This window comes from Niabella sp. ZPM-14, from assembly GCF_055693045.2.
The window spans coordinates 1,016,724-1,028,999 of the sequence record NZ_CM181148.1 but is presented as its reverse complement, the minus strand read 5'-3'; the positions used below and the strand labels follow the sequence as shown (position 1 = coordinate 1,028,999).

At 37.1% G+C, this 12,276-nt stretch carries 12 protein-coding genes; 2 read left to right on the top strand and 10 right to left on the bottom strand.

Features of this window, described 5'->3' with window-relative positions; genetic code table 11:
• Positions 1 to 11: 11 nt before the first annotated feature.
• The 7 genes from ACU37H_RS04375 to ACU37H_RS04345 all read right to left on the bottom strand — a co-directional run bounded on the left by ACU37H_RS04375 (position 12) and on the right by ACU37H_RS04345 (position 3,000).
• Positions 12 to 263 (bottom strand): hypothetical protein, encoded by a 252-nt coding sequence (locus tag ACU37H_RS04375; RefSeq protein ID WP_472703140.1) that lies wholly within the window; start codon positions 261 to 263, stop codon positions 12 to 14.
• Positions 264 to 265: 2 nt separating this feature from the next.
• Positions 266 to 763 carry a hypothetical protein gene (locus ACU37H_RS04370; RefSeq protein WP_472703139.1) on the bottom strand — a complete coding sequence of 166 codons (498 nt, stop codon included), beginning with the start codon at positions 761 to 763 and terminating at the stop codon, positions 266 to 268.
• A gap of 27 nt (positions 764 to 790) precedes the next feature.
• Positions 791 to 973 carry a hypothetical protein gene (locus tag ACU37H_RS04365; RefSeq protein WP_472703138.1) on the bottom strand — a complete coding sequence of 61 codons (183 nt, stop codon included), beginning with the start codon at positions 971 to 973 and terminating at the stop codon, positions 791 to 793.
• A 44-nt stretch (positions 974 to 1,017) separates the two neighbouring features.
• Positions 1,018 to 1,317 carry a type II toxin-antitoxin system RelE/ParE family toxin gene (locus tag ACU37H_RS04360; RefSeq protein WP_472703137.1) on the bottom strand — a complete coding sequence of 100 codons (300 nt, stop codon included), beginning with the start codon at positions 1,315 to 1,317 and terminating at the stop codon, positions 1,018 to 1,020.
• Positions 1,310 to 1,558 carry a type II toxin-antitoxin system ParD family antitoxin gene (locus ACU37H_RS04355; RefSeq protein WP_472703136.1) on the bottom strand — a complete coding sequence of 83 codons (249 nt, stop codon included), beginning with the start codon at positions 1,556 to 1,558 and terminating at the stop codon, positions 1,310 to 1,312. The genes ACU37H_RS04360 and ACU37H_RS04355 overlap by 8 nt, the downstream gene beginning before the upstream one ends.
• Before the next feature lie 111 nt (positions 1,559 to 1,669).
• The gene (locus tag ACU37H_RS04350; RefSeq protein ID WP_472703135.1) at positions 1,670 to 2,224 is read right to left on the bottom strand and encodes a hypothetical protein; all 555 of its coding nucleotides are present in this window, start codon (positions 2,222 to 2,224) and stop codon (positions 1,670 to 1,672) included.
• A 95-nt stretch (positions 2,225 to 2,319) separates the two neighbouring features.
• Positions 2,320 to 3,000 (bottom strand): hypothetical protein, encoded by a 681-nt coding sequence (locus ACU37H_RS04345; RefSeq protein WP_472703134.1) that lies wholly within the window; start codon positions 2,998 to 3,000, stop codon positions 2,320 to 2,322.
• 731 nt (positions 3,001 to 3,731) lie between these two features.
• Here ACU37H_RS04345 and ACU37H_RS04340 point away from each other — a divergent pair.
• Positions 3,732 to 4,124: a VOC family protein gene (locus tag ACU37H_RS04340; protein ID WP_472703133.1), complete on the top strand. Its 393-nt coding sequence runs from the start codon at positions 3,732 to 3,734 to the stop codon at positions 4,122 to 4,124.
• A gap of 3 nt (positions 4,125 to 4,127) precedes the next feature.
• Here ACU37H_RS04340 and ACU37H_RS04335 read toward each other — a convergent pair whose 3' ends face one another.
• Positions 4,128 to 4,376 carry a toxin-antitoxin system YwqK family antitoxin gene (locus ACU37H_RS04335; RefSeq protein ID WP_472703132.1) on the bottom strand — a complete coding sequence of 83 codons (249 nt, stop codon included), beginning with the start codon at positions 4,374 to 4,376 and terminating at the stop codon, positions 4,128 to 4,130.
• A 59-nt stretch (positions 4,377 to 4,435) separates the two neighbouring features.
• On the opposite strand from ACU37H_RS04335, the gene ACU37H_RS04330 reads away from it, so the two are divergent.
• Positions 4,436 to 4,666 carry a DUF4287 domain-containing protein gene (locus tag ACU37H_RS04330; protein WP_472703131.1) on the top strand — a complete coding sequence of 77 codons (231 nt, stop codon included), beginning with the start codon at positions 4,436 to 4,438 and terminating at the stop codon, positions 4,664 to 4,666.
• Positions 4,667 to 4,749: 83 nt separating this feature from the next.
• Here ACU37H_RS04330 and ACU37H_RS04325 read toward each other — a convergent pair whose 3' ends face one another.
• Positions 4,750 to 5,097: an MmcQ/YjbR family DNA-binding protein gene (locus ACU37H_RS04325; protein WP_472703130.1), complete on the bottom strand. Its 348-nt coding sequence runs from the start codon at positions 5,095 to 5,097 to the stop codon at positions 4,750 to 4,752.
• A 186-nt stretch (positions 5,098 to 5,283) separates the two neighbouring features.
• Positions 5,284 to 12,243, bottom strand: a complete 6,960-nt coding sequence (locus ACU37H_RS04320; protein WP_472703129.1) for an AAA domain-containing protein — start codon at positions 12,241 to 12,243, stop codon at positions 5,284 to 5,286.
• Positions 12,244 to 12,276 lie beyond the last annotated feature (33 nt).

Genomic DNA, 12,276 nt, shown 5'->3' with positions numbered 1-12,276 from the left:
TTGTTGGATGATTAATTTCCGTTCACGCTAAAGGTGCTGCGTTCTATTTCTGATCTTTTTTTATCGACGAGCTTTAGTTCATTTCTATTCCACTCAAAATAATCGGTTTCTGACCACGAAGCCGATTGCCCTTCTCTTGTATTGACAGCACTTACTTTAAAAAACACGATAATTTTCCCGTTTTTTACTTCCAGCGAAATTTCATCAAAAGTACCCTGAATGGTAGCGCCATCGGGCGTTGTGGGGCATCTTTCTTCCCGCATTTTCAACGGTTGGGTGTGTTTCCCCGAAACAACACTTCGCCACCATATACCCACTCGTTGCTCTCATTCCATTGGCCTGCGCATCCTTCCTGCATGGTGAATATCACTTGGTGCGATGCCATGCGGATGATGCAGCAGGTATAGTTTTCATGCAGCACGCTGTCGGTTTCGCTTTCGTACACGTGTTCTTTAATAATGTTGTCCAAAACCACAAATTCTTTGTTGGGCGACAGGCTGATTTGCAGCTCGCTGCCGTTTTCGTCAGAGAGTGATTGGATTTCCAAAGTGTCTTTGCCTTTTATCAGGCACGGTCGGTGCCAAAGCTTCATTTCGGGGTCAAACTCTTTGAAATAAAGGGTATAGTCTTTTGTCAAGGCGATGCGTTTGCCGCTTTTGGTTTGATCTTCTTGGTGACGGGCAAGGCTTTGCTTCTGCTCCGGCTGCACGTGGCAGGACAGAAACACGAATGCAAAGAGGATAAGCAGTAGATGTTCTTTCATTTGTTTAGGATTTCAATCGCCATATACTCATTTCATCAATTTTTCTTTCATGTTGTCCTTTTGGTGTGCGTTCACTTCTTCGCGTCCAGCTTCATCCAATTGCGTCAACTGCTGTCCTGAACGTATTTTGTCTGGTAGGCTTTCAAATGGCTCTGAAATAGACATCCCTAACTCAGGGCTTTGCTTAGCGTTTTGATGTGTTGGCGCCAAACGGTGCGAGGCCGTGTTTTGATAACGGTTTGCAGGTGGAAATTTTATTCGTCTATCCTGCTTTTCAAGTCCATCTGTTCGTGTAAAATTCTGATAATTTCAATTTCTTGTTCAGTGATGATTTGATAAAATATGATGTGTTTACCTGCTTTCTGTCCAAGCAAGTTGCGGTTTATTACTTCGTACGCTTTTCCAAGTTCCGGGTTTTCCCCAATTTGTAAACAAGCCTCTTCCAAAGTTGAATAATACTTGTCGGCCTGCTTCTCTGACCATTTTTCAAAAGTATAAGCCCAAATATCATTCAAGTCATCAATGGCCTCCTGCCTTAAAATAACCTTAACCATTTTTTCTTTTTTCGGCTTTCAGTTTTTTTAAATTTTCCTTGAAGTTAAAATTTTCAACTCGCGGGCTATCCAATCCTTTCTGAATAGCATTTCTCAAAGCAATAGCTTTACTTTCTTCATCTTCTAAAAGCCGAAGCCCGGCACGGATTACCTCGCTTACGTTTTTATATCGCCCTGCGGCAACCTGGCTGCTTACAAACTGGTCGAAATAGGTTCCGAGTGATATGGATGTATTTTTCATTCTTTAAACGTTTTTATAAAGTTACCAAATTTTGGTAAAATTGAAAATTGGTACGTCTGGCTTTTCAGGTTTTCCGGTTTTTGTTGCGATATAGGGTGTGAGCCATGTTTTTTATTCCTGTTGTATCCATTCAAATTTTCCGTCTTTCATATAGATAATGCCGCCGCCACAGGCTTCTGCCATGTGTATAAAAATTCCGTCGTTAGGCAGCCTGATCTTGTCGGCTTCCTTCACTTCATCTTCAGTAATGATGTTGCCCTCGTCATTTACATTATTATAATAAACACCGTTTTTAGGCGCTTTTTCAAAAAGCTCCACCCAGTCCATATCGTCAAATCCCTGTCCCAAAACCTCTTTTCCCATTCCTAAATATGCTACGTTTTTATTGCCAAAAATTATTTGCAGACCATATTTTTTATTGATGACATTTTGTACCATGTTTACCGTATCCGTTAAGTGGTCTCCGTCCAGATTGCAGATGATGGTATGAGGTTGATGCTTTTGAGACAGGATGATGCTGTCTTTTACTTTGTTTATGACAGGCCGTGCATCGCTATTTTTCGGTATCGGAGTTTGTTCACTTCCCGGTTGCGCCCTGGTGTGCCTACAACTCAACATCGTGAGGACGGAAAAAGCCATTAATGGGGTTATCAATCTCAATTTCATTCGTATATTTTTTGTTTGCAGCTTCGCTGCGATTTTTTCTTGTCGATCCGACGGCTATCGGGTGGAACGATAACCTAAAATGCGATGGTCTGCCCTCATTGCGCAGCCAGGTGCAGGCTGCTGTCTTTGAAGATGTAAATCTTGTTTAACGCATTTGCATTAAGCGGCTCCGGGTTAGATTTGTTGATCGCAGAGCGCTTATTCTTTGTAAATGTTCCATCATCGGTCACCGCATAAATATCCGTTTCTTTATAAGGCTCCTCGCTCATGTAATTCCAGCGCTCCACCGTGATGTTGTCTTTATTGATGATGCTGATTGTGCGAAACGCAGACTCCGCAATTTCGTCGTAGGCAATGTCCAGCTTGTCGATGATTTTATATTTCGTATTAAAATTGATCAGGGTCGTAAAAAGCTCGTGTTCTCCCATTTTATAGCTAACCGCTATCGAGGAAAATCTCTTCGAAAATACCACCTGGTAGTTGACCCTGAAATCTGTTGCATCGGGCTTCCATTTTTCCAGCACTAATTGTTTAATTAAAGGATGGTTCAGGCTACCTGCCTTTTCATAATTGTCAAAGTTGGTGCTGTCGACAATGGGAAAGCTCTTTACGGGCAGTTCATTGGATAAAGCACTTCCGGCTGCTGGTAGGCTATCGGTGATGACGGGTTTAGACGTGATTTCTGCCGGCGCCTCATCTCCTTGTTGAGCGGTGTTTCTACACGATGCCAAAAGGGAAAAAGCGAAGGTCAGTAACAGAAGTGTGTTGTTCATCATGCTAAACGTTTTGTGCTGCTTTACAATGATTCAAGTTACAATAATTTGTATCAAAAGCAAACGCATTTGATGAGTCGTGGAGCTTATTAGAGGATAACAGCAATATAAAAAATGGATATGTCGCAATGAGTCAGTCGGAAAATGGCAAATAGCTTTTTTTAAGGTCAACTGGTGGGGTATGCTGACTTACCACCTTGTCCGTTTATATTTCCTGCTCCTCTCTATGCTTTTTGAAACAGAAACAGGGGAGCGGCTGGCTGGAAGTCTTTCAAAGAGGAATGATTGCCGGTATTTTTAATAGCGGAATCGAAGGCAGGCAACTATTGCTATTACTAAAAGTACAAACATTTAAATCGCAACAACATCAGCGCAATTAAAGTGCACGACCATCTTTTGAGTATATGCGAGCTGATGAGTTTACCTGTTGATAAAGTGAAGAAAATAAAGTTGGGCTGAGGGGGCTATTGAAACTATTCGAAAATGAAAGAAGGGAATTGTTGATATATAAAAAAAAAGCGGGTCTTCTTGATGAAGACCCGCTCAGCGGGCTGAAAGGGATTACAGTCGAACACCTGATACCAATTCTTACCTTTTTTGATAGTATTAGAGTTCGTTAACTACGGGCAATATTGACGCAGATAACCTTTCTATTTGGCGCAAACGCACCTTTAATATTTAAAGGTTAAGCACTATTTTTACAGATTAATAAAAATATAATTATTGAATCTCCAATGAAACTTGACATTTACATCAACTATCCGGGACATTGTGAAAAAGCATTCCAGTTTTATGAGCAGCATTTAAGTGGAAAAATTAATATGATGTTAGCCCATACGCAGCCCCCTTCTAATTTTCCGAAAGAATGGGAAAATCCAATTCTCCATGCAATAGTAGAGATCGGAGGTACGATCGTGCGAGGCGCAGATGTCCCTGATGCTGAACCTATGCGTAGTGCTTATCTTACGCTCAGACTGGATACAGCGGAAAAAGCGGAACAGATTTACAGTTTGCTTTCAAGTGAAGGAGAAGTTTTTATAAAATTGGAAAAGACTCCATTTGCGAATCGTTTTGCCATGCTCCGTGACAAATTCGGCACCTCATGGATGCTTCTTAATGAGCATTAGTATTCACCTTTTGGAAGTTTTATATGGTTTGCCTGTATTGTCATAAGTAATCCATTCACCAATCGGCTCGCCATTTTCGAAACTGCCAGAACGTTTGAGTGTGCCGTCGATCCGGAACCACTCCCAGTATCCCTCTGGTTTGCCATCCACAATTTTACCTTTTGACCAGACGGTGTTACCGTTAGCATGATACTTTATGGCGACTCCGTCAATTATTTCCGTCTTTTTATCTTTAATTTGTTTGCCTGCCATTTTTTATTACCAAAATATATTATAATATTGGAGAAGAAGAACAAAAACGTTAAAAATATATGTCATTTCAAGGATACCTCAAAACTATTTTAGAAAAAACAGGATTGAAGCCCGAGGACTTCCGCAGAATTGCCGAAGAAAAGGGATTTACCGAAGATCGCAAATTGAAGAAAGAAGTTAAAGCAGCCCAGGTGATCGCCTGGTTAAAAGAAGACTATCAGTTGGGTCATGGCCATTCCATGGCGATAGTTGCTTTACTTAAAGGCGATAAAGATGAACAGAGTGCATAACCATCAATTAAAGTATCGCTATTAAGTTTTAAAAAAGTAACTCCCTGCTGTTTCACTATACTGATACTTGAAAAACAGTTGAATCAAAGTTTGTCTGTTCTCACTAGGTCAGCCAATTTCTGCGGTGCGACCGTACAATAGGCTGTCGTGAGCGCATCTTTAAACAGATCCTGATGCACTTTTTCCATTTCGATCAACGTCCATCCCTGCTTGCCCCACTTATTACCCACCGGAAAAATGACCGTCTGGTCGCCTGAGCAGAATACGCTCTGGTCAACCTCAGATAGTTTGATGCTGGTTTGTTTCAGCCGCTCATCGTAGGTGGCAAATATCTTCTTTTTCACCCGGAAAGAAATCTTTTCGAAGTGTGGCTCTTCCGTGACTTCGGGGAAAGCTAAGGCTATTTCTCTCAGTTGATCTAGCGTCATCATGATAATTTACAAAAAAAATGGTTCGAGTACCAAAGGGATCAGATATTATTAGGATTGCGGGAACCTTATGGTACAAAACTCGAACCATCTGCTGGAAGATTTAAAGCTTCTGAGTGAATTATTGGCTGCTTAATATCACAAGTTTAAAGACTAAAAAACTTTTTTGCCCATTCTTGCTAAGATTGTTTAATGGCGATCTTCATCCAACAATTTTCTCAATTGAATATCAACTGCACCTGGATTAGCTTTTATGAAATACTTCTTTTCTAATTGTCCAAAAACATTGATGGTATCATGACCAGTTATATAGCTATTATTATATATGAAATCATCCTCTTTGAAAAGAATGACTTCAATGTCGGAGGCTTTTTTTACAAGCGGAGTTTCGAAGCTATTCTGATAACTATTCTTTATTCTATTAATGAATGTATTGTTAGTTATTGCGGAAAAAGGGTGTAGTACAACTAAGTAGTCTCTAGCACGACTAATAGCTACATTGTATATATACTCCTTTGATAATAAACTTTTTGGATGACCTGAATAATAATAATTATTAGGATTAGAGATAAAGAATACTAGATCACACTCATCCCCCTGAAAACCATGGACGGTATCCGCGTAAATTTTTACTTTTTCTGAGATACCGAAAGAGGCAATGAGTTTATTCATCATAACGGCCTGAGCCTTATAGGGAGCGATAAGGCCAATTGACCATGACTTATCCTCTGTAAGTGCTGCATCAAAGAATTTAATGATTTCACTTACTAAGATAGCACTGTATATATGATATGAGCTATAGAATAATTGCCTAATCTTAAAGACGGAATCTTCGTTATTTAAAGGAATATCAATAAACAGCACGTTATTGCTTATCAATTTTTGCAGTCCGTATGGTAACTCCTTAGGCTTACTTTCTATTTTTTCTCTATGATGTTGTAATAAACCTCCATATGATAATTCACTAAATAGCTGGCCAATTTTACCTATACTTCTATATTGAGTGTTCAAGTTTTGAATAGAGTCACAGTCCCTCAATAACTGCTCTTCTTTATTAAAACTTTTGATGTTCATCATTGAATACACATTTTCATCCTGAATATCCAACTCTTCAAGGTCTTTATCATTTACATCGACTACAGGGGGAATTTGTTTAGGATCTCCGGCAATAATGAATTTTGCCTTTGGGCTGAACCTGGATATTGCCTTTATGGCAAATACCAAATATGGCAGGTTTATCATTGACGCCTCATCAAATATTACATAATCCCAGTGCTCCTCGAGTTTGAATAATTTAATTTCATTACTTAGCTCCTCCGTAAATACGGTAGTGTACGGCAAACGATGAATCGTCATTGCAAGAACATCTGCTGACCTAAGTACCGAATCATTCACAGAAGATTGATAAACTTCTAAATCCAAAGCTTCTAATTCAGGATCAGTAGGCCTTCCGATACGGGTAATGGTTAAATATTCATTGCACTCATTCAGTGTTTTCAACCTTCCACCTATTCTATTCCTTGGATCCCCGGATGGCATCAACAGCTTCTTGGACAAAACGTCTGCTGCTTTGTTTGTGGGAGTCAAAAAGAGTATTTTTGATTTTGGACGTTCTTCTTTTATATCTATTATTCTTTCACAAAGGGTGGTAGTTTTTCCTGTTCCAGGAGGGCCGTAGATAAAATGTAGCGAAGGTAAACTTTCGTTTATTTCGTCCCACCTTTCTAAATTATTCTCATTTGCGAATGCACTTCTTAGCTCTTTTAATAAATCAATTTGAGGAACGAAAGTTATTTCAGCCTGAAAAACAGCATTCAGATTTTCTGTTATATCATTAGGAATACCTTTTGGACAGAAGATCAACAGATCCTGACCTTGCTTTTGTGCCCCTTCAACTATTACGTCTAATCTTTTGTTGTTATTCATTGTAATTGACAATGAAAAGTCGCTGGCTTCCTCTATGGAGTCGCTGACATAAGAACTCGCACCACTCAACAGAAAATATTTACCGGAGATCAGATGATTTACAATCTGACGTTTTATGGATTGGAAACGGATAGTTTTCTGCTTATTGTTATCTGACGTATTGTTACTAAAAGTAAGTAGGTAATCTAAATAAGAGATAAACCAATCGTAGGAATATTTTGCATTTTGCTTTATGTTATCTATTAAATCGTTACGCTCTTGCTTTAAATTCTGTGCTCTAAAAGCTTCTTGTAATGCTTGTAGGTGGTCGCTATTCACATCGTCTATATTTGCAGCATTATAGGCATTGTAAATACTCGCCAGCATTGCATCTCTTCTAGAAATCAAATCCTCAATTAAGGCAGTTATTGAACTTTCTGATTCCTCTAATGCTGATTTTAACCCTTCCAGGTAAATACTCTTAGGATAAAAAATTGTTGTCAGTTCACCATCGTCTACAATATGAAAATTACCATCTGCAATTGTTCCAATGTGTATTCCTTTTTCTTCATTCGAATCAAAAAGTTTAAATTTTAATTGATCCTGCTTTATGAGTATAACTTTATGATGTTTGCTCCAATTATGGTAAAAGGGCTCATCATGTTCCTCTATATTTGTTGAAGTAAATTCTCGGTTAAACTTAAATTGATCGGTTTGGTCATTAAGCTTCTGTATGGACAGTAATTCTGATTTAATGATGCGGTAGCTGGAATAAATGTGATTCAAATTATTCTGATCGGTTTGTTTCAGCTTTGAATGTAGCTCGTCTTCTATTTGCCAAATTTTGGTATCGGAAAAGTTTATAACTTTAAATGAAATACTATCATTATGTACCAGCAAAGGACATTCAACATCGCTTTCAATTAGGTGCGTTATAATACGCTCAAGCATCAAAATTCTAAATTTATCTTTAACAATATCATATATTATTGGTTGATTATTCAACGAATTAAAATCACCACATAATCCTTTAAGTGTATTGAGTAAGATAGTATCATTACATTTTAACGGGTCAATTTCCTCTGGAAACGTTTCTGTGTCTTTCAAAAGAAAGTTTCGTAGCGGTTCGAGAAATCTGTCTTTTACAAAAACTCCAATACTTCTTAGAAATTCTTGCTTCGATTTTTCATCCTTGCACCATTCCAAAAAATCATCTGGTAATATTTCACTTTCAATGTGTTTTCCATTCAATACATAGTGTGATGGATTTATACCCAGGATATCTTTCCATTCGGCATCTTTTTTATAATCTCTTGTTGCAGGGGATATTCCTTTCCAACCATCATACAAATAATCCAACTTATCTAAAAGCTCGCTATCTGAACTTAAAATGTCAGGATCTATTCCTTTAATAAACAAAAATTTGGAAGCTATAATATCATCTTCATTTTCGCTATAGTTGAATACTTCAAAATCTCCTAAGGAAAATACAGATTGTAAATCGACGTATTGTGCATTTAACAGATGGCTTTCATGTATATGCGCTTCATTTTCCGTAGAAAATATAACTCTTTCGCCCTTCAGAAAATACCATTTGTTATCATGACATTTTACTGCGAACTTTTTCAATTCAGAAGACGCATACTTATTAGACAGTAATACAAAAGCTAGCTGATGAGAGTTGGTAATTGGTAATGCGTCCTTCAGCAAGTTTAATGATTTGAGAACGTTTTCAAATCGATTAATCAGATCGTCAGTAATGCCAACGCTTGAAATCTTAAATAATTTATGTGCTTTAGTAGAGCTAATTAAACTTCTATTTAATGCTTCATCGTGAAAATGTTGAACAAGATTTATAATCTGTGAATTTTGTAGATCTAAGATTTGAGATTGAGAAAGATAAATGAACTTATCGCCTCTTTTGACTTCTATGGCATCTTGCGCACTTTCTATTTCTCCAACATTAACTTCCTGGTCACCATTGTATATTATTAGTTTTTGTTGTATGGTTTGAAAAACGTCGGTTTCTAAGGTTTCTTCAATAACAGCATCTATGAGTTTTAAATACAATTCGTTCTGATGTTCTTCCTGCCAAAGCGCATCTAATCTCAAATAGGTCAAAGAATTTAATAGTTGCTTTTTGTCTTCTTTTCGCTCATTCAGTACCAGTTCAATTAAATTCAGTTCTTGATCTATTGTTTCTTCCGAAAACAGCTCAACTAATCGTTCTATCAAGGCGGTACCTGACATTTTTATTGCCCCGGCTTTAACTTGGATAGTGGTAGGTATTAATATAAACTGTTCCGAATGATACCTTCCTATATAATCTACGATACGCTTATCCAAAGCATAATACTGTTTTAATTTTGATCCATAGTTAATCGAATAGCTGGTTCCATCGCAGGATATCGTATTGTGCTCGAAAAAATCTATATCACAAACAATACAGAAAAGCAATAAATCATTAATGTCGTTAATTGATATATTTTCAACATCAATGGATAAGTTTGCTAAAATACTAGAATAAGAAAGTGGTGTATTATCCAAATGCTTTATGAGAATACTGTCTGGTATATGAAGTCCGTAAATTTTGAATGCAATATCTTGCACCTTTGAAAAGGACTCCTCAGATAAGGTTGCAAGAGTGCTTTTATAGAAGATATTATCAGATTTGACTACAAGCCCTTTAAACAGTATCAGGTCCTGGTTCGATAATGAATGCTGTTGTTTTTCCGACCAACTACTTTCGTTAAATAGCGACGTAATATCTTCAAATATACTGGTAACCTCTTTGCGATTATTCCCTATCCAGTTTAATATATCTTCCCAATAGGGGTATACAATTTGTTCATATATCACCTTCCTGTCATCCAATAGATATGCTTTAACCTGTTCATCATATTCCTTAATAGAAATGCTGAAGAGGTTGAGCCAGTTACCAGGCTGGGGTGATAATAATGATTTAAAGACAATGGGTTTCCCTAGATTATTCTCAAACAATTTAAGTTCCCTTATCCGTTCATTTACATTATCAGTATTAAAGGATCTAAAGGCATTAAATATTTTTAATTTTTCGTCTTTACGGATTTTGGTCAATTTTTGGTCTTCTACCGACTGGCTGAATAATTTAGTGAGCTCAGTGTATCCACTATGCTTGGAAGATTGTAATAAGAACGTTCGGTATTTTTCAACGAATTCGAATTCTTTCAAATCCAATTCTGTTGTGATCAAACCAACCTTCTGTAAAATATCCTTTATACTACCTAATGTATTATGTAAGAGAAAATAACCATTGCCTTCTATTTCTAAAAATTCAGAAATAGAAAGTAATTCACCATTCGAAAATCTTAGTAGTTTTAATTCTACTAACTGTGTTTTTATGCGGTCAATTAAAGCTTTATCCGGTGTAATGGACGACAGCTCGTTTAATACGAGTTTTATTCTATTCTCATTTCCACTTAGCCAATTGTTTATTTGGTCTTCAACTCCTACAGTTTCGAGTAAATCAAAAATGGTGTAGTTTTTAATTCCCAGTTTCTCAATTCCTTTTAAGATAATGTTTACACTTTCCTCATTCCAATAAAACCAGTTTACGTCTTGTAATCCCCAAACATCTGGATCAATATCAATTTCTGTTTTCTTAATAAACACAGCATGATTGTCAGAAACAGTTTTATAGTTATTATCAGTAATATTGTTGCATATAGGGATATATTGTTTTAATCGGTCGTTTACCGGGTCTATGTATGGTGTTTCAATCCATTGCCTAGGTTGACTGTTGCTTTTCCCTGATGTTAATAACGATGCATAAAAATGCAGAAACAACGATTTGTCATCTGGATTTTCGGATTGAGAAAGCTCTTTTAGTTGCTCATCTATTTTGTTAACGAGAACCTTTAGCAGGCGTTCATTAATCCCATCTTCCTTAGTGTTGCCTTTATGTAAAAAGGTTCTTGAACTGCCTTTATAAAAAGCATTGGAGTGAAGTATGTAATTGAAATTATGAACTTCTTCCGATAAGGGAAAATATAAATAAAAATTTGGAGCTCCTTTAAAATACTCACCAATTTCATAATGTTTTCTAAATCCGAACAGTGCCTCAATGTCAGCCTCGTCTGCCATTTTTCGTTGTTGTTCGTTGCTCAAATCCTCATAGCTCTCTATTCCAAACCTGATATAAGCATAGGTATCATTATCTTTTTCTTTTGAAATATTCAGTTTGATGTATTGGAGTTCAGGATAAGTTATAGGTTCACTGTCATTTAACTGGACTGTATGTAACAACTTTTCTTTTTGCTCTTCATCGGCCGCAGTTTCCTTTAAAATAGCTATGGAAAATTTCACGCCTTCTTTCAGATTCACTTCCGCCAGCTCTTCTTCTTTGCCTTTACCTAATTTGATAAAGAATAAAGCCCCCTCATTATAGTTGTCCTTATCTAAAATATGCTGATACTTTTTAACCCAACGAGAAAGGGCATGGTATTCCTCACCACTGAATGGATTGCCTTTAGCTAGTTGACCATCTGCCATCTTTGGTAGCTCTTCAACAAGGTTATTTTCAGGAAGGCAAGGGAAACAGGTAATAAGGATTTTAAACAACCAGGGATAGTGGTCTACTATTTCAAAATTACGGTTAGCTTTAGCATTGTAACTGAATGGCTCTGGTTCAACTGTCTCTCCATTGGCCAGTTGTTCAATTTCATAATTCTTCCAACTAAAAAGAATGGGCCCAGATTGTTCGTTAATTAATTCCTGCAACCCATTGTCTTTGCCTACTAAACGGTGTGCCAGTTTAAAACCAATACCAAATTTACCTATTGTCTGACTATCATTACTTTTGGTAGATGAACCTACGTTGAGAATAGAGCGAACGCTGTCCAGATTAAACATTTTACCATTATTAGCAACAAGCACATAATGGTTTCCGTCTAGCTCGTCTTGTCCCCAAACCATTGCATAATGAGTACTTCCTGCATCAACAGCGTTTTGCAAAAACTCATAAACAGCCTGCCCGTCTTTTGCCATATCCAGGAAACTTTGCAGGAAATTTTCAATTCCGGCTTCAGCTTTTCCGTAACCTTCCTTGTCTCCATGATATATTTCAAACCAACCAAATTCTACTTCATTAGAATCTGACGTACTTAAAAAGTTTCCGATAAAATTTTCATTACGATCTGCTAATTTTAAGCGACGTATTTCATTTTTATAAAAACTACGATATTCCTGGATATTCTTTATTTTCATAAGCTAAGCTTTAACTGTTGGCGAATGGTGTTA

Bases quoted from the DNA above. Each gene is read 5' to 3' on its own strand.
- ACU37H_RS04375 (WP_472703140.1), bottom strand. From the start codon at position 263: ATGCGGGAAGAAAGATGCCCCACAACGCCCGATGGCGCTACCATTCAG.
- ACU37H_RS04370 (WP_472703139.1), bottom strand. From the start codon at position 763: ATGAAAGAACATCTACTGCTTATCCTCTTTGCATTCGTGTTTCTGTCC.
- ACU37H_RS04360 (WP_472703137.1), bottom strand. From the start codon at position 1,317: ATGGTTAAGGTTATTTTAAGGCAGGAGGCCATTGATGACTTGAATGAT.
- ACU37H_RS04355 (WP_472703136.1), bottom strand. From the start codon at position 1,558: ATGAAAAATACATCCATATCACTCGGAACCTATTTCGACCAGTTTGTA.
- ACU37H_RS04350 (WP_472703135.1), bottom strand. From the start codon at position 2,224: ATGAAATTGAGATTGATAACCCCATTAATGGCTTTTTCCGTCCTCACG.
- ACU37H_RS04345 (WP_472703134.1), bottom strand. From the start codon at position 3,000: ATGATGAACAACACACTTCTGTTACTGACCTTCGCTTTTTCCCTTTTG.
- ACU37H_RS04340 (WP_472703133.1), top strand. From the start codon at position 3,732: ATGAAACTTGACATTTACATCAACTATCCGGGACATTGTGAAAAAGCA.
- ACU37H_RS04335 (WP_472703132.1), bottom strand. From the start codon at position 4,376: ATGGCAGGCAAACAAATTAAAGATAAAAAGACGGAAATAATTGACGGA.
- ACU37H_RS04330 (WP_472703131.1), top strand. From the start codon at position 4,436: ATGTCATTTCAAGGATACCTCAAAACTATTTTAGAAAAAACAGGATTG.
- ACU37H_RS04325 (WP_472703130.1), bottom strand. From the start codon at position 5,097: ATGATGACGCTAGATCAACTGAGAGAAATAGCCTTAGCTTTCCCCGAA.
- ACU37H_RS04320 (WP_472703129.1), bottom strand. From the start codon at position 12,243: ATGAAAATAAAGAATATCCAGGAATATCGTAGTTTTTATAAAAATGAA.